Annotated in this window: 18 protein-coding genes and 1 pseudogene; 17 read left to right on the top strand and 2 right to left on the bottom strand. The window is 66.1% G+C overall.

Features of this window, described 5'->3' with window-relative positions:
- The first annotated feature begins 25 nt into the window (after positions 1–25).
- The 16 genes and pseudogenes from tssB (at position 26) to HMPREF2914_RS23525 (ending at position 19,123) form a co-directional block, all read left to right on the top strand.
- The gene (tssB, locus tag HMPREF2914_RS23450; protein ID WP_003114607.1) at positions 26–532 is read left to right on the top strand and encodes a type VI secretion system contractile sheath small subunit; all 507 of its coding nucleotides are present in this window, start codon (positions 26–28) and stop codon (positions 530–532) included.
- Between the two features lie 28 nt (positions 533–560).
- On the top strand, positions 561–2,036 hold the full coding sequence (gene tssC, locus HMPREF2914_RS23455; protein ID WP_003087596.1) for a type VI secretion system contractile sheath large subunit: 1,476 nt from the start codon (positions 561–563) through the stop codon (positions 2,034–2,036).
- A gap of 12 nt (positions 2,037–2,048) precedes the next feature.
- Positions 2,049–2,456, top strand: coding sequence for a type VI secretion system baseplate subunit TssE (tssE, locus tag HMPREF2914_RS23460; protein ID WP_019683149.1), 408 nt, complete (start codon positions 2,049–2,051; stop codon positions 2,454–2,456).
- 10 nt (positions 2,457–2,466) lie between these two features.
- Positions 2,467–2,634 (top strand): annotated as a pseudogene (locus tag HMPREF2914_RS32455) (PAAR domain-containing protein); the annotation flags it as partial.
- 159 nt (positions 2,635–2,793) lie between these two features.
- Positions 2,794–4,581 carry a type VI secretion system baseplate subunit TssF gene (tssF, locus tag HMPREF2914_RS23470; RefSeq protein ID WP_023091985.1) on the top strand — a complete coding sequence of 596 codons (1,788 nt, stop codon included), beginning with the start codon at positions 2,794–2,796 and terminating at the stop codon, positions 4,579–4,581.
- Positions 4,545–5,552 (top strand): type VI secretion system baseplate subunit TssG, encoded by a 1,008-nt coding sequence (gene tssG / locus HMPREF2914_RS23475; RefSeq protein ID WP_003087607.1) that lies wholly within the window; start codon positions 4,545–4,547, stop codon positions 5,550–5,552. Before tssF ends, tssG begins: the two co-directional genes overlap by 37 nt.
- A 6-nt stretch (positions 5,553–5,558) precedes the next feature.
- A complete protein-coding gene (gene tssH, locus HMPREF2914_RS23480) occupies positions 5,559–8,192 on the top strand; it encodes a type VI secretion system ATPase TssH (RefSeq protein WP_073668174.1) in 2,634 nt (877 codons plus the stop codon).
- Positions 8,193–8,202: 10 nt separating this feature from the next.
- Positions 8,203–9,714: a sigma-54 interaction domain-containing protein gene (locus HMPREF2914_RS23485; RefSeq protein WP_023091983.1), complete on the top strand. Its 1,512-nt coding sequence runs from the start codon at positions 8,203–8,205 to the stop codon at positions 9,712–9,714.
- 88 nt (positions 9,715–9,802) lie between these two features.
- Positions 9,803–9,943 carry a hypothetical protein gene (locus tag HMPREF2914_RS23490; RefSeq protein WP_003087614.1) on the top strand — a complete coding sequence of 47 codons (141 nt, stop codon included), beginning with the start codon at positions 9,803–9,805 and terminating at the stop codon, positions 9,941–9,943.
- A gap of 17 nt (positions 9,944–9,960) precedes the next feature.
- On the top strand, positions 9,961–11,154 hold the full coding sequence (tagH, locus tag HMPREF2914_RS23495) for a type VI secretion system-associated FHA domain protein TagH (protein ID WP_022580934.1): 1,194 nt from the start codon (positions 9,961–9,963) through the stop codon (positions 11,152–11,154).
- Between the two features lie 5 nt (positions 11,155–11,159).
- Positions 11,160–11,666, top strand: coding sequence for a type VI secretion system lipoprotein TssJ (tssJ, locus tag HMPREF2914_RS23500; RefSeq protein ID WP_003110438.1), 507 nt, complete (start codon positions 11,160–11,162; stop codon positions 11,664–11,666).
- Positions 11,663–12,994, top strand: a complete 1,332-nt coding sequence (tssK, locus tag HMPREF2914_RS23505) for a type VI secretion system baseplate subunit TssK (protein ID WP_003087620.1) — start codon at positions 11,663–11,665, stop codon at positions 12,992–12,994. The genes tssJ and tssK overlap by 4 nt, the downstream gene beginning before the upstream one ends.
- A gap of 2 nt (positions 12,995–12,996) precedes the next feature.
- A complete protein-coding gene (gene icmH, locus HMPREF2914_RS23510; RefSeq protein WP_003087622.1) occupies positions 12,997–13,866 on the top strand; it encodes a type IVB secretion system protein IcmH/DotU in 870 nt (289 codons plus the stop codon).
- A gap of 15 nt (positions 13,867–13,881) precedes the next feature.
- Positions 13,882–17,409: a type VI secretion system membrane subunit TssM gene (tssM, locus tag HMPREF2914_RS23515; protein WP_023091981.1), complete on the top strand. Its 3,528-nt coding sequence runs from the start codon at positions 13,882–13,884 to the stop codon at positions 17,407–17,409.
- Entirely contained in the window at positions 17,409–18,137 is a 729-nt protein-coding gene (locus HMPREF2914_RS23520) for a PP2C family protein-serine/threonine phosphatase (RefSeq protein ID WP_003110437.1), read from the top strand. Before tssM ends, HMPREF2914_RS23520 begins: the two co-directional genes overlap by 1 nt.
- Positions 18,134–19,123: a serine/threonine-protein kinase gene (locus HMPREF2914_RS23525; RefSeq protein WP_003140077.1), complete on the top strand. Its 990-nt coding sequence runs from the start codon at positions 18,134–18,136 to the stop codon at positions 19,121–19,123. Before HMPREF2914_RS23520 ends, HMPREF2914_RS23525 begins: the two co-directional genes overlap by 4 nt.
- Before the next feature lie 27 nt (positions 19,124–19,150).
- Here HMPREF2914_RS23525 and HMPREF2914_RS23530 read toward each other — a convergent pair whose 3' ends face one another.
- Positions 19,151–19,531: a VOC family protein gene (locus tag HMPREF2914_RS23530; protein ID WP_003110435.1), complete on the bottom strand. Its 381-nt coding sequence runs from the start codon at positions 19,529–19,531 to the stop codon at positions 19,151–19,153.
- Between the two features lie 245 nt (positions 19,532–19,776).
- Here HMPREF2914_RS23530 and HMPREF2914_RS23535 point away from each other — a divergent pair, with 245 nt between their 5' ends.
- Positions 19,777–20,238, top strand: a complete 462-nt coding sequence (locus HMPREF2914_RS23535; RefSeq protein ID WP_003087637.1) for a bacteriohemerythrin — start codon at positions 19,777–19,779, stop codon at positions 20,236–20,238.
- A 64-nt stretch (positions 20,239–20,302) separates the two neighbouring features.
- Here the strand turns inward: HMPREF2914_RS23535 and folE are convergent, their stop codons facing one another.
- Positions 20,303–20,848 carry a GTP cyclohydrolase I FolE gene (gene folE, locus HMPREF2914_RS23540; protein ID WP_003087639.1) on the bottom strand — a complete coding sequence of 182 codons (546 nt, stop codon included), beginning with the start codon at positions 20,846–20,848 and terminating at the stop codon, positions 20,303–20,305.
- Between the last annotated feature and the right edge of the window lie 21 nt (positions 20,849–20,869).

The following is a 20,869-nucleotide window of genomic DNA, read 5'->3' on the forward strand; positions in this document are numbered from 1 at the left end:
CCTCAATTCTCAAGGAGAAAAAGCCATGGCCAAAGAAGGCTCGGTAGCCCCAAAGGAACGCATCAACGTCACCTTCAAGCCCGCCACTGGCGGTGCCCAGGAAGAAATCGAACTGCCGTTGAAGCTACTGGCGATCGGCGATTACACCCAGCGCGCGGATGAGCGCAAGGTGGAGGACCGCAAGCCGATCGGCATCGACAAGATGACCTTCGACGAGGTCCTGGCCAAGCAGGAGCTGGGGCTGACGCTGAGCGTACCCAATCGTCTCCAGGAGGAGGGCGGCAGCGACGAGCTGGCGGTGGGGCTGCAGATCAACTCGATGAAGGACTTCAACCCGGCCAGCATCGTCGAGCAGGTGCCCGAGCTGAAGAAGCTGATGGAGTTGCGCGATGCGCTGGTGGCCCTCAAGGGCCCGCTGGGCAACGCCCCGGCGTTCCGCAAGGCCATCGAAAGCGTACTCGCCGACGACGAGTCCCGTAGCCGTGTGCTGGGCGAGCTGGGGCTGAGCGCCGCCCCCTCCCAGGACGCCTGAGCCACCCCCTAGCCAAGGAAGCAGATACATGAGCACCAGTGCCGCACAGCAAGGCCGGAACCAGAACGGCGAATACAACATTCTCGACAGCATCATCGCCGAGACCCGCCTGAGCCCGGACGACGAGGCCTACGACATCGCCAAGCGCGGCGTCTCCGCCTTCATCGAGGAATTGCTCAAGCCGCAGAACGACGGCGAGCCGGTGAAGAAGGCGATGGTCGACCGGATGATCGCCGAGATCGATGCCAAGCTCAGCACGCAGATGGACGAGATCCTCCATCATCCCGATTTCCAGGCGCTGGAGTCGGCCTGGCGCGGCCTGCAACTGCTGGTCGACCGCACCAACTTCCGCGAGAACATCAAGATCGAGATTCTCAGCGTTTCCAAGCAGGACCTGCTGGACGATTTCGAGGACTCGCCCGAGGTGATGCAGTCCGGCCTGTACAAGCACATCTACACCGCCGAATACGGCCAGTTCGGTGGCCAGCCGGTCGGCGCCATCATCGCCAACTACTACATGTCGCCCAGTTCGCCCGACGTCAAGCTGATGCAATACGTCTCCAGCGTGGCCTGCATGGCCCATGCGCCGTTCGTGGCGGCCGCCGGTCCGAAGTTCTTCGGCCTGGAAAGCTTCACCGGCCTGCCGGACCTGAAGGACCTGAAGGATCATTTCGAAGGCCCGCAGTTCGCCAAGTGGCAGAGCTTCCGCCAGTCCGAGGATTCCCGCTACGTGGCGCTGACCGTACCGCGCTTCCTGCTGCGCACGCCCTACGATCCGGAAGAGAATCCGGTCAAGTCGTTCGCCTACAAGGAGACCGTGGCCAACAGCCACGAGCATTACCTGTGGGGCAACACCGCCTATGCCTTCGGCACCAAGCTGACCGACAGCTTCGCCAAGTATCGCTGGTGCCCGAACATCATCGGGCCGCAGAGCGGCGGTGCGGTGGAGGACCTGCCTTTGCACCACTTCGAGAGCATGGGCGAGATCGAGACCAAGATCCCCACCGAGGTGCTGGTGTCCGATCGCCGCGAGTACGAACTGGCCGAGGAAGGCTTCATTTCCCTGACCATGCGCAAGGGCAGCGACAACGCCGCGTTCTTCTCCGCCAGCTCGGTGCAGAAGCCGAAGTTCTTCGGCATCAGCGCCGAAGGCAAGGCCGCGGAGCTGAACTACAAGCTCGGCACCCAGTTGCCGTACATGATGATCGTCAACCGCCTGGCCCATTACCTGAAGGTCCTGCAACGCGAACAGCTGGGGTCGTGGAAGGAGCGTACCGACCTCGAGCTGGAGCTGAACAAGTGGATCCGCCAGTACGTCGCCGACCAGGAAAACCCCAGCGCCGAAGTGCGCGGCCGTCGCCCGCTGCGCGCTGCACAGATCATCGTCAGTGACGTCGAGGGCGAGCCGGGCTGGTACCGCGTCAGCCTGAACGTGCGCCCGCACTTCAAGTACATGGGGGCGGACTTCACCCTGTCGCTGGTCGGCAAGCTGGACAAAGAGTAAGCGGAGCTTTCCATGACCGGATACGGCAGCCTGTTCGAGCGCCTGAACGGCGACGCGGATAAGCGCGTCGGCTGGAGCCGCGAGGTTTCCGCCATGGCGTCGGTGGCTGCCCATCTGGGCAAGATGCTCAGCACCCGGGCGGGCAGCGTGCAGACGCTGTCCGACTACGGGTTGCCCGATCTCAACGACATGCGCCTGAGCCTGCACGACTCCCTGAGCCAGGCCCGCTCGGCCATCGAAGGTTTCATCGAGGCTTACGAACCGCGCTTGAGCAACGTGCGTGTCGTTTCCCTGCCGCGCGACAACGACCAGCTCCGCCTGGCCTTCAGCATCGAAGGGTTGCTGGAGGTGGAAGGTTTCAAGCGCCAGGTGAGTTTTTCCGCACGCCTGGATGGCAGCGGCCAGGTGAAGGTCAGCTAAGGAGGTTTCGATGTCCGGCAAACCCGCAGCCCGCGTTTCCGATCCCACCGCTTGTCCGCTCCCCGGGCACGGCAGCAACCCCATCGTCGTCGGTTCCGCCGACGTGTTCTTCGACGGCCTCGCGGCGGCCCGCCAGGGTGACGCCTCGGCCTGGCGCTGTACCGCTTCGATGCCTGGTTCGTCCATGAGGTCTTCTGAGATGGGCGCGAATCGGGTCGATTACGGAAAGACAACGGACACCGTGGGTTTCCGATCTTCAGGCCAGAAATGTCATTGCGGTTTTGGCGGCAGCGGTCAGACGACTGCCATCAGTGAAACGATATCCAGCAGGTAAGCCGTGTCCTTCAATCATTACTACCAGAGCGAACTCACCGCACTGCGCCAGCTGGGGCGCCGTTTCGCCGAGCGTAGCCCGGCCCTGGCCCCGTTTCTCGGGCAGGTCGGACGCGATCCGGATGTCGAGCGCCTGCTCGAGGGCTTTGCCTTCCTGACCGGGCGGTTGCGGCAGAAGCTGGACGACGAGTTGCCGGAACTCAGCCACTCGATGATGCACCTGCTGTGGCCGAACTATATGCGCCCGCTGCCGGCTTTCAGCATTCTCCAGTTCGACCCCCTGACCCGCCCGGGCGGGGCGCTGCGCGTGGAGCGCGATACGCCGGTCGAGAGCCGGCCGGTGGGCGAGGTCGCCTGTCGCTTCCGTATCTGCTACGCCACCGAAGTCCTGCCGCTGGTGCTGGAGGCGCTCAACTATTCGGTGACCGGCGAGGGTGCGCTGCTCGGCCTGCGCCTGGCGATGAACTGCGACGGGCATCTCGGCGAGCTGGGCCTGAGTCGGCTGCGCCTGCACCTGGCCGGCGAGCGCTACATCAGCCAGATGCTCTATCTGTGCCTGCTGCGCAACCTGGAGAGCATCCAACTGATTCCGCTGGACGCCCATGGGCGGCCGCTGGATGGCGTGGCCGGCAAGCCGATGTCGTTCCGCCTGACGGGCGAGCGGGTGCAGCCGGTGGGGTTCGCCGAAGACGAGGCGTTGATTCCCTATCCGCTGAATACCTTCCGTGGCTATCGCTACCTGCAGGAATACTTCGCGTTCCAGGACAAGTTCCTGTTCGTCGACGTGGATGGCCTTGACCTGCTCGGCGCTCTGCCCGAGGAAACCCTCAAGCAGGTCCGCGGCCTTGAGTTGCGCTTCGATATCCGCAAGAGCGGCATCCAGCGCCTGCACCCGACGCTGGAGAACGTCAAGCTGTACTGTACGCCGGTGGCCAACCTGTTCCGCCACGATGCGCTGCCGATCCGCCTAGACGGCAAGCAGGACGAATACCTGCTGATGCCGGCCGAATACAGCCTGGAGGACTGCGGGGTGTTCTCGGTAGAGGGCGTCACCGGCTGGCGGCCGGGCGGGCTCGGCTACCAGGCCTACGTGCCGTTCGAGTCCTTCGAGCACGATCCCAGCTTCGACGTTCCCGAAGCACGGCCCCACTACAGCGTCCGGCAACGTACCTCGTTGCTGCACGATGGCCTGGACACCTATCTGAGCTTCGGCATCCGCCATCCCGAGCAGATCGAGACGCTGTCGGTGGAACTGACCTGCACCAACCAGAACCTGCCCCAACGGCTGCGCCTGGGCGATATCTGCGTCGCCTGCGAAGGCACGCCGGAGTTCCTCGGTTTCCGCAATATCACCCCGGCGACGCCGAGCTACGCGCCGCCGCTGAACCGCGATTTCCTCTGGAAACTGATCAGCAACATGTCGCTCAACTACCTGTCGCTGGCCAACGTCGACGCGCTCAAGGTGATCCTCGAAACCTACGACCTGCCGCGCTACTACGACCAGCATGCGGCGAAGGTCAGCAAGCGCCTGCTGGGCGGGCTCAAGGCGGTCCGCCACGAGCATGTCGACCGCCTGCATCGGGGCCTGCCGCTGCGCGGCTTGCGTACCGAGCTGACGATCGATCCGGAAGGCTACATCGGCGAGGGCGACCTGTTCGTGTTCGCTTCGGTTCTGAACGAATTTTTCGCGCTTTACGCCAGCATCAACTCCTACCACGAGTTGCGGGTGAGGAGCACACAGGGAGACGTGTACCAATGGAAACCGCGCATGGGTTTGCAGCCCCTGCTGTAAGCGCGCTGGCCCGGGGCATTCGCGAGTACTCGCTGTTCCAGGCGGTCCTGCTGGTCATGGATCGCCTGCGCGAGGAATATCCCGGCCTGGGAGACGAGGCGCTCTACGATCAGTTGGAATTCCAGGCCAATCCTAGCCTCGGCTTCCCGGGCAGCGATGTCGATCGGGTGGAGTTCTTCGAAGAGCGCGGCATGCTGCGGGCGCGGCTGCGTTTCAACCTGATCGGCTTGTTCGGTGCCAGTTCGCCGTTGCCGGCGTTCTACAGCGAGCAGGCCCTGGGCGACAGCGAGGAGGGCAATCCTACGCGGAACTTCCTCGATCTCTTCCATCACCGCCTGCATCGGCTGCTGTTGCCGATCTGGCGCAAGTACCGTTACCGGGTGAGCTTCCAGAGCGGCGCGAGCGATGCGTTCTCCGCTCAGTTGTTCGCCCTCGTCGGATTGGGCGGGGAAGAGATCCGCAAGGCCAGGGAACTGAACTGGAAACGCCTGCTGCCCTACCTGGGCCTGCTCAGCCTGCGGGCGCACTCGGCGGCCTTGATCGAGTCGGTGCTGCGCTACTACTTCAAGCATGCCGAACTGGTCGCCGAGCAGTGTATCGAACGGCGCGTCGCGATCCTCGAAGAGCAGCGCAACCGACTCGGCCTGTTCAACAGCCAGCTTGGCGAAGACGCGGTGCTGGGCGAACGGGTCCGCGACCGCAGCGGCAAGTTCCGCATTCATATCCGCCAGCTCGACTGGCAGCGCTTCCACGAGTTCCTGCCGATCGGTCCCGGCTACCAGCCGCTTTGCGCGCTGGTCCGCTTCACCCTGCGCGACCCGCTCGACTACGACATCCGGCTGGTCTTGCGCCACGAGGAAATCCGCGAGTTCCGCATCGGCGCGCAGAACGCCTGCCGCCTTGGCTGGACCAGCTGGCTGGGCCGGGAGCGCGCCGATGGCGTGGTGACGCTGGGCAGCAAGATTCATTAAGGATGGATGAGCATGATCAACGTAGACCTGCAACAACTGATTCAGGCGCTGGATGCCGACACCCGGCGCGACCTCGAGGGCTCGGCCGAGCGCTGCGTAGCCCGCGGCGGCAGCAAGGTACTGGTGGAGGACCTGTTGCTGGGCCTGCTGGAGCGTCCCCGGGGATTGCTGGCGCGCGCCCTGCAGGATGCCGCGGTGGACGCTGGCGAACTCAACGCCGCGTTGCAAGCGCGGGGCGAGCACAGCGCCTCGCGCAATCCGGTGTTCGCGCCCGAGCTGGTGCAGTGGCTGCAGGATGCGCTGTTGCTGGCCAACCTCGAACTGGGCCGTAGCCAGATCGACCAGGCGGCATTGATCCTGGCCCTGCTACGCAACCCGTTGCGCTATGCCGGCAGCCGCTACCAGCCGCTGCTGGCGCGGCTCGACATCGAGCGGTTGAAGGATTTCGCGCTCTCGCAGCCGCTGGAGGGCGCGCCCAGCGGCAAGCCGGGCGGCGGCGAGTCCCTGTTGCAGCGTTTCACCCACAACCTTACCCAGCAGGCGCGCGACGGCAAGCTCGATCCGGTGCTCTGTCGCGACGGGGCTATTCGCCAGATGGTCGACATCCTGGCCCGTCGGCGGAAAAACAACCCCATCGTGGTCGGCGAGGCTGGCGTCGGCAAGACCGCCATCGTCGAAGGCCTGGCCTCGCGGATCGCCGCAGGGGAAGTGCCGCCGGCGCTGAGGGACGTCGAGCTGTTGTCCCTCGACATGGGCCTGTTGCAGGCCGGTGCCAGCGTGAAGGGCGAGTTCGAGCGGCGCCTGAAAGGCGTCATCGACGAAGTGAAGGCAGCGCTCAGGCCGACCATCCTGTTCATCGACGAGGCCCATACGCTGATCGGCGCGGGCGGTCAGGCCGGCGGCTCGGATGCCGCCAACCTGCTCAAGCCGGCCCTGGCACGTGGCGAGTTGCGCACCATCGCGGCGACGACCTGGGCCGAATACAAGAAGTATTTCGAGAAGGACCCGGCGCTGGCCCGGCGCTTCCAGCCCGTGCAGTTGCATGAGCCGAGCGTTGCCGAGGCGGTGACGATTCTGCGTGGCCTGGCCCGGGTTTACGAGGAAAGCCACGGTATCTACCTGCGCGACGACGCGGTGGTGGCCGCCGCCGAACTGTCCGCCCGCTACCTGGCGGGTCGCCAGTTGCCGGACAAGGCCGTCGACGTCCTCGACACCGCCTGTGCGCGGGTGCGCATCAGCCTGGCGGCGGCGCCGGAGAGTCTCGAGCGCCTGCGCGGCGAGCTGGCCGAAGGTGAGCGCCAGCGCCAGGCCCTGCGCCGCGATGCCGAGGCAGGCCTGCCGATCGACCACAATGCCCTGCAGGCGCTGGAGGAGCGTCTGGCCCAGGCGGAAAGCGAGCGGCACGTACAGGAGGACCAGTGGAGCCGCCAGCGCGAACTCGCCGAGCGCCTGCTCGCCCTGCGCCAGCAATTGGCCAGGGCCCGCGAGGCGAACCGGGAAGAGCAGGGCAGCGAGGCGGACACGGAGGCTTTCCCGGCCGACGAGCATGGCGGTGTCGAAGCCTTGGAAAAGGCCCTTCACGAAACCCGCCAGGCACTCGCCGATGCCCAGGCCCAGGGGCGGCTGGTCAGCTTCGAGGTCTGCCCGCGCCTGGTTGCCGAGGTGATCGGCGCCTGGACCGGCGTACCGGTGGAACAACTGGCGCGGGAACACAACGCCAAGGTGATGGGGTTCGCCGACGACCTGCGGACGCGGATCCGTGGCCAGGAACAGGCGGTCAGCGCCCTGGACCGCGCGATGCGCGCCACCGCGGCCGGGCTGAACAAGCCCGATGCGCCGGTCGGCGTGTTCCTGCTGGTGGGCCCGAGCGGGGTGGGCAAGACCGAGACCGCGCTGGCGCTGGCCGACCTGCTGTATGGCGGCGAGCGTTTCATCACCACCATCAACATGTCCGAGTTCCAGGAGAAGCACACCGTCTCACGCCTGATCGGCGCGCCGCCCGGCTATGTCGGCTATGGCGAGGGTGGCATGCTCACCGAGGCAGTACGCCAGAAGCCCTATTCGGTGATATTGCTGGACGAGGTGGAGAAGGCCGATCCGGACGTGCTCAACCTGTTCTACCAGATCTTCGACAAGGGCGTGGCCAACGATGGCGAAGGGCGCGAGATCGATTTCCGCAATACCTTGATCCTGATGACCTCCAACCTCGCCAGCGAGCACATCGCCGCGCTTTGCCAGGACGGCGCGCGACCTTCCGCCGAACTCCTGGAGGAAACCATCCGGCCGGCGCTCAGCCGGCATTTCAAGCCGGCGCTGCTGGCGCGCATGCGCGTGGTGCCTTACTACCCGGTGGGCGGCCCGGTACTGCGCGAGCTGATCGAGATCAAGCTGGAGCGCCTCGGCGAGCGTCTGGCGCGCCGTCAACTGGCTTTCGACTACAGCCAGGCGCTGGTGGACCACCTGGCCGAGCGTTGCACCCAGAGCGACAGCGGCGCACGGTTGATCGACCACCTGCTGGACACGCACCTGCTGCCGCTGGTGGCCGACCGTTTGCTGGAAGCGATGGCGCGCGACGAGCGTCTCGAGCGGGTCCATGCGACGCTGGGCGAGCACGGCCGCGTGCTCTGCGAGTTCGCCTGAGGTGGGTGCGATGTTCAGCCGCGTACCGCAACCCCTGGCCTTCGCCGAAGCCCTGCTCGCTCAGTTTGGCGCGCTGTCGCGGGAAACCGACATCGCGGCCCTGCTGGGCGGTTTCGCACGCGCAGTCGGCGAACTCAGCGGCTGCGAGCTGAGCCAGTTGTATCTGCTCGACCAGACCCATACCGCGCTCACCCTCAACGCCGAATGCCGGGACGGCCTGTTGCAGGCGCTGGAGCCGTCGAGCCTGCCGGCGGACTACACCGGCGAGCAGTTGCTGCAGTTCGCCCTGTGCCAGAACCGCGTGGTCAGTCTCGTCGACCTGCCGTCGCGGCTGCACGAGACCGGCTTTCTGCCGGTAGGGGAGCAGCCCTGGCTGTCCCTGCTCTGCGTTCCGCTGGTGAGCCCGGAGAAAACGGTCGAGGGCATGGTGGTCTGCGCCACCCGGCGCCCACTGGACCTGCAGGGATTCGCCCATCCACTGGGCCAGTTGGGCTCGTTCGTGCTGGCCCAGCTGCATCTGCTGCAACGCCTCTCGCAACCCTCCGGCGAGCCGCAGGGACCGTCCAGCGCGCCGGTGGTCAGCGGCTACGGGCTGATCGGCAGGAGCGCGGCGATGCGTGAGACCTGCCGCCTGATCAGCAAGGTCCTGCACAACCCCTATACCGTGTTGCTGCAGGGCGAGACCGGCACCGGCAAGGAGGTGGTCGCACGGGCGATCCACGAGTACGGCCCGCGGCGAGCACAGGCGTTCGTGGTGCAGAACTGCGCGGCGTTTCCGGAAAACCTGCTGGAAAGCGAGCTGTTCGGCTACCGCAAGGGCGCCTTTACCGGTGCCGAGCGCGATCGTCCCGGGTTGTTCGATGCCGCGGATGGCGGAACCCTGCTGCTCGACGAAATCGGCGACATGCCCCTGTCGCTCCAGGCCAAGCTGTTGCGCGTGTTGCAGGAAGGCGAGATTCGCCCGCTCGGCGGCAACGACACGCACAAGGTCGATGTACGCATCATCGCCGCTACCCACCGTGACCTCGCCCTGCTGGTACGCGATGGCAAGTTCCGCGAAGACCTCTACTACCGGCTGGCGCAGTTTCCCATCGAGTTGCCGCCGTTGCGCCAGCGCGAGGGCGACGCCCTCGAACTGGCCCGGCATTTCGCCGAACGCGCCTGCGTGTTCCTGCGCCGCGCGCCGCTGGGCTGGTCCGCGGAAGCGCTGGAACTGCTCGACGGCTATGGCTTTCCCGGCAACGTTCGGGAGCTGAAGGGACTGGTGGAATGCGCGGTACTGCTCTGCGAAGGCGAGGTGCTGCTGGCCGAACACTTTTCCCTGCGCGCGCCCCCGGAAGCGGAGGCGCCGCTCAAGCTGCGCGAGCACCTGGAGCAGATCGAGCGCGACCTGCTGCTCGCCTGCCTGCGCAGGAACGCTGGCAACCAGACCCTCGCTGCGCGCGAACTGGGTCTGCCGCGCCGAACCCTGATCTATCGCATGGGACGCCTGAACATTCATTTCGGCGATCCCCGGACCTGAAGCCCATGATCGAGATTTCCTTCCATCCAGCCCTGCCGGGCGCGCGCCTGGAGCGCGGCGTCCGCGGCCCTTCCATGGAGACTCCCTGATGCCTGTTCGTCACTGGCCCGCCGTGCTTCTGGCCCTGGCCGTCCTCTGCGGCCTCGCCGGTTGCAGCGGCAACTACAAATTCAACGACGGCGACTATCGCCCGCTTGGCGATCCGCAGGCGGTCAATCGCGGCAAGTGACCGCAAGGAGCGATCTCATGGAACTGGTATTGGAAATGCTCAGCGCCAAGCAATTCGTACCGACGGAGCTGTGCAGCAAGACCTTCGGCAGGAACGGCGGCCTCATCGGCCGCGGCGGTGAGTGCGACTGGGCGATTCCCGATCGCAAGCGGCACCTGTCCAAGCAGCATGCGCGGGTCAGCTATCGCAACGGCGCGTTCTACCTGACCGACACCAGCAGCAACGGCATCCGCGCCGGCAACGGCAGCCGCCTGCCGCATGGCGAGCCGCAGCGCATCGAGCAGGACAGCGTCTTCCTGCTCGGCGACTTCGAGATCCGCGCGCGGCTGCTGCGCGAGCCCGACGAGTTCGCCATGGATGTCGGGCGGCCGCAGCCGGCGGGCAGCATCATTCCGGACGATGCCTTCCTGGCCCTCGATCCGTTGCAGGCGCTCGACCAGGACGGTGCAGATGCCTACGAACTCGACGACCTGAGCGCGATCGCCCAGCCCAGCCAGGAGGCCGGGGCGCGTGCGGACTACGCGCGGATCGACATGGAAAGCCTGGTCGTACCGGAGCTGGTGCCCGCCCCGGCGGCTCCGCAGGAACCCGTGGACAGTCCGCGTCCGGGTCACGACGAAGCCTTCTGGCAGCGTTTCGGCCAGGCTCTGGGAATGGACCTCGAAGGCCTCGACGGCGCTGCGCGCGAAGCGCTGGCGATCAACGCTGCCGGTTTGCTGCGGCAGTGCATCGGCGGCTTGCAGCAGAGCCTGCGGACCCGCAGCGAACTGAAGAACGAACTGCGCCTGTCGCTGAGCACGTTGCGCGATACCGGCAAGAATCCCTTGCGCTTCAGCGCCGATGCCGGCGAGGCGCTGGGTCATCTGCTACGGGATGGCAAGCCTGGCCAGTTGAGTGGCGAACAGGCCGTCGCACGCAGTTTCCGCGACCTCCAGGCGCACCAGGTGGCGCTGCTCGGCGCCAGCCGGGCGGCGGTGCGCGCGACCCTCGAGCATTTCTCGCCGCAGCAGCTGACCCTGCGTTTCGAGCGCGACGGCCGCCGGCCGTTGCTGGCCACCTCGGGCAGCCGCTGGCGTGCCTATGGTCGCTACCACCAGTCGCTATGCCAGGACGACGACTGGAGCGAGCGCCTGCTGGCACGTGATTTCGCCCAGGCCTACGAAGAGCAGGTTCGCCTGATTTCCACCCTCTACACCGAGCACCAAGGATGATCGCCATGTCTCGTCGCCCGATTCCGCCAGCCAGGGCGCTGGCCATGCTCGCCGTCCTGGCGCTGCTGGCCGGCTGTTCCACGCTGTCGCCGTATTCCAGACTGACCAAGCTCGACCTCGCCCTGAGCGCCGGCGAGCGGGTCAATCCCGACCTCAATGGCCGGCCGTCGCCGGTGGTAGTGCGGCTGTTCGAGCTGAAGCACCCGGTGGCGTTCGAGAACGCCGACTTCTTCAGCCTCTACGAACGTCCCAAGGAGACCCTGGACCCCGACCTGGTGACCAGCGAGGAGCTGGAGCTGCGGCCCGGCGAGCGGGTCGAACTCAAGCTCAGCGTGGAGGAGGGGAGCCGCTACGTGGGCGTGCTCGCCGCCTACCGCGATCTCGGCGAGGCAAGCTGGCGCTACGTGGTGCCGGTCACGGCGAAAGAGCTGACCCGGGTAGAGCTGAAGCTGGGCCGGAAGGGCATCCTGAATGCCGGCGAACTGCTCGGCAAGGCGGGTGACGCGCGATGAACGTGCACAAGATCGTCTGGCAGGAAGGCATGCTGCTGCGCCCGCAGCACCTGCAACACAACGACCGCTACTACGACAACCAGATGAAGGCCCGGACCCAGTTGCTGGGCAGCTACAACTGGGGCTTCCTCGCCCTGGAGCTGGACCGCCAGTTCCTCAACATGGGCAAGCTGGTGATCAGCCAGGCCTCCGGCGTACTGCCCGACGGCAGCCTGTTCGAACTCGGCGGCAACACCGAGCCGCTCGCCCTCGACGTGCCGCCCAATACCTCGAACGTGCCGATCTACCTGGCCCTGCCGCTGGTCACCGGTAACCACATCGAGGCGCGCCGGCCGGAGCAGGCCGAGGTCCTGGCGCGCTATACCGCCTACGATCTGGAGGTGGCGGACTCCAACGCCGGCGAGGATTCCATGGTGCAGGTCAGCTGCGCGCGGCCGGATTTTCGCCTGCTGCTCGGCGAGCAGCAGAGCGACCAGGCCTACGTCAAACTGAAGGTGGCGGTGGTGCTGGATACCACGCCGGACGGGGTGATCAGCCTCGACCCCGACTTCGTGCCGAGCTACCTCCACGCCCACGCATCCGCCTACCTGCTGTCCTGCCTGAAGGAGGTGATCAGCATGCTCGGCCATCGCGGCGACACCATCGCCGAGCGTATCCGGTCCAATGGCAAGGTCGGCGGCGCGGAGGTCGGCGATTTCATGATGCTGCAACTGATCAATCGCACCGAGTTGCTGCTGCGCCACTACCTGGGATTGGAGCAGGTGCATCCGGAGCAGTTGTACCGGGTGCTGCTGACCATGCTCGGCGACCTCGCCACCTTCGGCAGCGAGAGCAAGCGTCCGCGCCTGGACAGCCGTTACCAGCACAGCGACCAGGGCGCCAGCTTCCGCAGGCTGATGGAGGCGATTCGCCAGGTCCTGTCGATGGTGCTCGAGCAGCATGCCATCGAACTGCCTCTCCAGGCCCGCCAGTACGGCATCCTGGTCTCGCCCCTGCACGACCACAAGCTGCTCGGCAGCGCCTCGTTCGTGCTCGCCGCCAGTGCCAATTGCGAGTCGGAGGAACTGCGCCAGCGCCTGCCCGCGCATCTCAAGGTGGGTGCGGTCGAGCACATTCGCCAGTTGGTCAACCTGCACCTGCCGGGGATCCGGGTCAAGCCGCTGCCGGTGGCGCCGCGGCAGATCCCGTTCCACTCCAACAAGACCTATTTCATTCTCGAACCCAACGCCGAGGATATGACCCAGCTGGAGCGCTCCGGCGGTTTCGCGTTCCACGTATCCGGCGAGTTCTCCGAGCTTGAACTGAAATTCTGGGCCATCAGGAACTGAACATGATCAAGGAAAGGGAATACCACGAGGACGAGAAGACCGTCCTCCTCGATCACCAAGGACAGGTACCGGCCCAGGGGCCGCTGACCGATTTCGCCGAACCGCCGCGCTTCGAGCAGCTCGAGGAGCGGATGATCTACGCGGCGCGCCTGCGTCCGGGCGAGGCCTTCAACGTCAGCCTGAACCCGCTGGTGGCGGCGGCTTCCGAACTGCTTTCGGAAGTGGTCCGGCTCAAGCACAGCACCGTGCTGGAGAACCTTGCGGCGCTCAAGGAGCGGTTGACCTCCGCCATGAAGCTCTTCGAATTCCGCGCCGTGCAGGATGGCGTGGAAAACAGCCAGGTCATGGCGGCGCGCTACGTGCTGTGCACGGTGGTCGACGAGGCGGTGGTGACTACCCCGTGGGGCAACGAAAGCGAATGGTCGAAGATCAGCCTGCTGAGCAGCTTCCATAACGAGACCTTCGGCGGCGAGAAGTTCTTCCAGTTGCTCGACCGGCTGTCGAAGAACCCGGTCAAGCACCTGCCGATGCTGGAGCTGATGTACCTCTGCCTGGCCCTCGGCTTCGAGGGCAAGTACCGGGTGATGGCTCGCGGCGTGCTCGACCTGGACGGTATTTCCGATGCGCTCTACCGGCAGATCCGCCAGTTGCGCGGCGACGTGCCGCGCGAACTGTCGCCGCACTGGCAGGGGCTCAGCGACCAGCGTCGCGGCCTGGTGCGGATCGTGCCCTGGTGGATGGTGGCGCTGTTCACCCTGGTCTGCCTGGTGGTGATGTATTCGGGATTCGCCTGGGTTCTCGGCGAGCAACGCGACACGGTGCTGCAGCCTTACCAGTCGCTCGATGCGGCGGCAGGACAGCCCGGTTCGTAAACACAGGGACGCGAAATGAAAAACTTCTTCAAGAAAGTCGGCGCCTTCCTGCGCAAGACGTGGGTCTGGACGCTGCTGCTGGTACTCCTGGCGGCATTGCTGGTGTGGTTCGTCGGGCCGCTGCTGGCGGTCGCCGACTACAAGTTCTGGGAAAGCCCGACCTCGCGGTTGCTGAGCATCAGCCTGATGTTCCTGGTCTGGGGGCTGGCGATGGTCTTCGTCAGCTGGCGCGCCGGAGTGCGGCGCAAGGCCGTCGAGGACAGCGACGAGGGCCAGGAGCGCTTGCGCCGCGACGGTCTGATCGAAGACGAACAGAAGGAATTGCGCAGCCGCTTCAAGGACGCCTTGCGCACCCTGAAGACCTCCAGCCTGTACCGCGGTCGTAGCGAGCGCTGGCGCAACGAGCTGCCCTGGTACCTGCTGATCGGCCCGCAGGGAAGCGGCAAGACCAGCCTGCTGGACTTTTCCGGACTGGAGTTCCCGATCAACCGGATCGACCGCAAGCTGACCCGCGATACCGCCGGCACGCGCTACTGCGACTGGTACTTCGCCGACCACGGCGTCCTGATCGACACCGCCGGGCGCTACCTGACCCAAGCCGACGGCGAGGTCGACGGGGGCGCCTGGGCGACCCTGCTCGGCCTGTTGCGCAAGCGCCGCCGCGCACGGCCGCTGAATGGCGTGATGGTGTCGATTCCGGTGGAAACGTTGCTCAGCGACGACGAGATGGCGCTGGATACGCTGGCTCGCCAGGTGCGCGCGCGCCTGCAGGAAATCCAGCAGACCCTGCACCTCGATCTGCCGGTCTACCTGGTGCTGAGCAAGGCCGACCAGTTGCTCGGCTTCGACGAGTTCTTCGACCAGTTGAGCCGCGAGGAGAGCGACCAGGTTCTGGGCACCAGCTTCGGCAAGGAGCAGAACGGCACCGATGTGACGGTCCTGCGCCAGGCGTTCGAGGACCTTCTGCGACGCCTGAACAGCCAGGTGATCATGCGCATCCACCAGGAGCGCGATACCCTGCGTCGCGGTCGCATCCTCGACTTCCCGCACCAGCTTGGCCAGATCGGCGAGCGGTTGTGCCTGTTCGTCGAACTCGCCTTCACCGGCAACCGCTACCAGCGCGCCAGCCGCCTGCGCGGCTTCTACCTGACCAGTGCGCCGCACCTGGCCCAGCAGCTGGATGAGGACACCGCCGGCATCGGCGCCAACCTGGGGATCGCCAGCGGCCTGCTGCCGACCCTGCGCAACGGGCGCTCGCGCTTCATCCATCACCTGCTGAGCCAGGTGATCTTCCCCGAGGCCAACCTGGCAGGTCTCGATCGCCGCGAACGCACGCGCATCCACTGGGGCCAGCGCGCCCTGTACGTCGGCTCGCTGGCGCTCCTTCTGCTATTCGGCCTGCTCTGGGCTGGCGGTTTCTCGGCCAACCACGAGCGCCTGGAGCGGGTCCGCGAGCTGGCGCAGCAATGGACCCAGCAGCGCCAGGCGCTTGGCGAGCGCGATGACGCCATGGCGGCGCTGAAGACGCTGGATAGCAGCTATGCGGCGACCACCGTGTTTCCGCCCAAAGGCGAAGTCTCGCTGCACGAGCGCGCCGGGCTGTACCAGGGCAACGAGGTCAACCCACCGCTGGCCGCTGCCTATCGCCGCGAGCTGGAGACGCAACTGCTGCCGCGCGTGGCGCGGATGCTCGAAGCGCAGATCCGCGGCAACATGCAGAATCGCGAACGCCTGCTCAACAGCCTGCGGGCCTACCTGATGCTGAATCTGCGCGAGCGCCGCGAGAACGGATGGCTCAAGGACTGGGTGGCTAACGACTGGTCGCAGCGCTATGCCGGCAACGGCACCGTGCAGAATGGCCTGAACACGCATTTCGCCCGTCTGCTCGAGCAACCGTTCAGCTATCCGCTGAACGACACCCTGGTGGCCCAGGCGCGCCAGGTGCTGCGCAGCGAGTCCCTGGCCAACGTGGTCTACCGGGTGCTGCGCGAACAGGCGCGAAGCCTGCCCGAGTATCGCTTCGGCCAGCACCTGGGGCCGCAGGCCGGTCTGTTCGTCGGCACCGACTACGTGATCCCGGGGTTCTACACCCAGCAGGGCTACCAGCAGTACTTCGTGGTCCAGGGCGCCAGCCTGGTCAACGACATCCTTCGCGACAACTGGGTCCTGGGCGAGGGCAGCGGGATCAGCGACATGGACCTGCGGCGCCTGATGGTCGAACTCGAGCAGTTGTATTTCCGCGACTACGCGAACTTCTGGAGCGAGGCGGTCGGACGCCTGGGCCTGCTGCCGTTCAACGATGCCGGCGAGGGCGCCGACCAGGTTTCCGGGCTGCTCGCCGCCAACTCGCCGATCCTCCAGTTGTTGCTGGAGGTCCGTGAGAACACCCGTTTCCCGGTCCTGGCGGAGAGCGCCGAGGCGCTGGCAGAGGCCAGCGACAAGGCCGCGGAAAAGGGCGGCAAGCTGGGCAAGGCGGCCGCCGCGGCGGCCGGCAAGGCCAGGGACGCGTTGGCGAAGAACCTGCCGGATACCGCGAAGAAGTCCCTGCAACGCCGCTTCGAGCCCCTGCATCGCCTGCTCGACGATAACAACGGCCCGGCGGCCGACCTCACCCCACTGTTGCAGGCGCTCAACGAGTTGCAGTTGCAACTCGCCGGACTGGCGCGCGCCAGCCAGCCGGAGCAGGCGGCTTTCGACATGGCGAAGAGCCGCATGGGCGGCCAGCGCGATGCCTTGAGCAACCTGCGCAACGCCTCCGCACGACTGCCGCGACCGCTTGGCGGATGGTTCAGCGTGCTGGCCGAAGACGCCTGGCGGCTGGTCCTCGGCGATGCCTACCTGTACCTCAACCAGCGCTACCAGAGCGAGCTGTACGGTTTCTACAGCAAGGCGATCAACAAGCGCTACCCGTTCAACGCGCACAGCGCCAGCGATGTCGCGGTCAGCGATTTCCGCGAGTTCTTCAAGGCGCAGGGCGTCGCCGAACGCTTCTTCGAAACCTACATGCGGCCCTTCGTCAGCGGCGACCCGGGCAGCTATCGCCTGCGCAGCGTGGACGGCTACAGCCTGCCGATGTCCAAGGTCTATCTCGACCAGATGGGCACGGCCCAGGTGATCCGCCAGAGCTTCTTCGCCGAGAACCCGGCCGAGCCACAGGTGCGCTTCCGCCTGGAGCCCTATACCCTCGATCCTGGCGTCAGCCGCGCCGAGTTCCGTTTCGACGGTCAATCCATGGAATACCGCCACGGCCCGATCGTGCCGATGTCGTTCAAGTGGCCCAGCGACGCCGACGGCGGCCGCACCAGCCTGGTGCTGGAGAAGATGGCCGGGCGACCGGTGGGAATCGAACGCAATACCGGGCCCTGGTCGCTGTTCAGGCTGTTCGACCTGATGCAGACCGAGTACCTCAGCGGGCGTGACGTGATGGTGCTCAAGGCCGACCTGGGCGGCCTGCGCGCCAACTACCTGCTGCTCGCCCAGCGCACGCCGAATCCGTTCGATCTCGCGGTCCTGCGCAGCTTCCGCATGCCGGTGCAGCTCTGATGCAACGCACCGAGCCCTGGCGCAGCGCGGCGCGCACGGATCGCGGCAAGGTCCGCGCGCGCAACGAGGATGCCTTCCTGGACTGCCCGGATCGCGGGCTCTGGGTGGTCGCCGATGGCATGGGCGGGCACCAGGCCGGCGACCTGGCCAGCCGGATGATCGTCACCAGCCTGGCGGAACTGCCGGCCCGGGCGGGATTCGACGAGCGCCTGAACGCGATGCGCCAGTGCCTGCACTGGCTCAACCGGCGCCTGGGCGAGGAACTCACCCTCAGCGCCGAACGCGGCGACAGGATCATCGGCAGTACGGTGGTGGCGCTGGTCGTGGAGGGTTCGCGGGCGGCCTGCGTGTGGGTCGGCGACAGCCGCTGCTACCTGTGGCGCGGCCAGCGGCTGTACCAGCTGTCCCGCGACCACTCGCTGTTGCAGCGACTGGTCGACGAACGGCGGATGGATATCGAGCAGGCGCGCGCCTATCCCTCGGCGCGCGCGCTGACCCGTGCCGTCGGCGCCAGCGAACAACTGGTGCTGGACGTGTTGGAACTGGAGGTGCATCCCGGTGATGTCTTCCTGCTCTGCAGCGACGGGCTCTACGAAGAGCTGAGCGCCGATGCGCTGGGCCGCGCGTTGAGCCTGGCATCGCCGCAGGTGGCGGTGGAGCGGCTGTTCGACGGCGCTCTGAGCGGCGCCGCGCGGGACAACCTGACGGCCGTGGTGATCCGCCAATGAACGAACCGCTGTCGTCGCTGGAGCTGCTGCCGGAGGAGGAGGGCGGCGCGAACCTGACCTATTTCGCCTTCGCCGCCCCGACCGCCTCGGCGCCGGACCTGCCGGCCGTGTTGCCCGGTCCGCTGCCGGACGTTCTTTCCGGGCGCTACCGTCTGGAGCGGATGCTCGGCGCCGGCGGCATGGGCACGGTATACCGTGCCCGGGACCTGCTCCATGAGCAGTTCGGCGACCCGGCGCCGCTGGTAGCGTTGAAGCTGCTCAACGAATCGGTCGCCGAGTCACCCGACGCCAGCGCCTTGCTCTATAGCGAGTTCGCCCTGACCCGGCGCTTGCGCCATCCGAACGTCGTGCGTCTGTTCACCTTCGACGTCGACACCGTCTGCCAGCGCGCCTACATCGTCATGGAACTCATGCCTGGCCTGCCGCTCGATCGCCTGCTCTGCGAGCGTCCCGAAGGCCTGCCCTGGTCCGAGTTGAGCGCGATCGCCCGGCCGTTGCTGGACGCCCTGGCCTATGTCCACGAACAAGGGGTGCTGCATGGCGACCTGAAGCCGAGCAACGTGATGCTCGGCGAGGAGGGCGTGCGGCTCTTCGACTTCGGCCTCGGCCAGGCGCAGGCAGGCATCCTGGACGGCCTGCCGCAGCTCAGCCGGGGCCGCATCGACGCCTGGACCCCGGGCTACGCCGCTCCCGAACTGCTCGAGGGTGCGCCGTTGTCGCCGGCAGCCGACCTGTATGCGCTGGCCTGCGTCCTCTACGAACTGGCCGACGGTCGCCATCCGTTCCGCCGCCTGCCCTCGAACCAGGCCCGGGAGCAGGGGCTGGAGCGCCAGCTGCGCGCGCCCGGACACCTGCCTCGGCGCTGCTGGCCGGCGCTGCGTACCGCCCTGAGCCTCGACCCCGAACGGCGCTGCATCGGCGTCCGCGAATTGCAGGAAGCGCTGGGCGCGCGGCGTTCCTGGCTGGCCGGCGTTCTTGCCCGTTGAGCCGGCGGCGCTCGGTTTGCAGGACCTCTACGGCCGCTCTCCGCAAGCGCTCTGCAGGGCGATACGATTGCCTTCGCTGTCCCTGATCTCGGCGATGAACACGCCGTCGCCAAGCGGCGTCTTCGGGAAGAGGATTTCGCTGCCTTCGCCGAGGGCCCGGGCAAGGACGACATCCAGGTCCGCGACATTCAGGTAGATGATCGCCCCATGTAGCGTAGGCACGTAGACGTCGCCCTCGGCGAGTGCGCCGCTGGCACCGTCACGGCCTTCCTCGAAGGGGAAATGCGCCATTCTGCTTCCGTGCAGGGTGGCTACCTCGCCGAACGCCACTCCGAACACCGAGGCGTAGAAACGCATCGCCCTCTCCAGGTCGGACACCGGTATTTCCACGTGCGCGATCAGGTTCATTTCCTTCCTGTCCTGTCGGGACCACTGGTGACGCCGCTTTCCGGCGACGATGGCGGATGTTCAGCCGCGCGAAACCGAGCGGATCGGGCGGGCATGCCGCCGCGAGGGGGGCGAATGAATTCATGCGAAATTCATTAACATCTTGTCCCGCTTGACCGGCGTCAATACCCGTACTGCGTCACAAAAATACCCTGGCCCCAGGCCGTTCGGAAAGGCCGTTCGCTGTTCGCTTGGGGGAAGTCATCATGGCGCATCTGGTCTGGCAGGATGACCTGAATACCGGTATTCAGGTCATCGATAATCAACACAAACGCATCGTCGAGATGATCAATCACCTGCACGACGCCCAGCAAGGCAAGGAACACGCGGCGATCGCCGAGGTGATCGAGGAGCTGGTGGACTACACGCTGTCGCACTTCGCCTTCGAGGAAACCCTGATGGAGGATGCCGGCTACCAGTTTTCCCGGGCGCACAAGAAGATCCACGAGCTGTTCATCCGCCGGGTCTCCGAATACCGGGTGCGCTTCCAGGCCGGCGAGGATGTCGGCGATGAACTCAAGGGCTTGCTCTCGCGCTGGCTGTTCAACCACATCCGCAACGACGACGCCGGATATGTGGATGCGGTACGCCACAGCATGTCCGAACTGGTCAAGGACAAGAGCGAGGGCGGTTGGTTGTCGCGCTCGATGAAGCGCTTCTTCGGCTGATCGCCGGGGAAGGAAACGCAAAACCGGCCCAGTGGGGCCGGTTCTTTCGCCAGCGGACCTGGCCTCAGCGGATCAGGCTGAGGAATTCGCTGCGGGTGGCTGCGTTGTCGCGGAATTCGCCGAGCATCACCGAAGTGACCATGGACGAGTTCTGCTTCTCCACGCCGCGCATCATCATGCACATGTGCTGGGCCTGGATCACCACCGCGACGCCGAGGGCGCCGGTGACCTGCTGGACCGCCTCGGCGATCTGCCGGCTCATGTTCTCCTGGATCTGCAGGCGGCGGGCGTACATGTCGACGATCCGCGCGACCTTCGACAGGCCGAGCACCTTGCCGTTCGGAATATAGGCCACGTGGGCCTTGCCGATGAAGGGCAGCAGGTGGTGCTCGCAGAGCGAGTACAGCTCGATGTCCTTGACCAATACCATTTCGCTGTTGTCGGAGCTGAACAGGGCACCGTTGACGACTTCTTCCAGGCTCTGTTGGTAGCCGCGGCACAGGTACTTCATGGCCTTGGCGGCACGCTTGGGCGTGTCCAGCAGACCTTCGCGGTTAACGTCCTCGCCGAGCTGGGTGAGGATCGAGGAGTAGTGTTGTTCCAGGGACATGAGCGTTCCAGTCAGACGATT

This window comes from Pseudomonas sp. HMSC067G02, from assembly GCF_001813485.1.
GTDB classification, from domain to species: domain Bacteria; phylum Pseudomonadota; class Gammaproteobacteria; order Pseudomonadales; family Pseudomonadaceae; genus Pseudomonas; species Pseudomonas aeruginosa.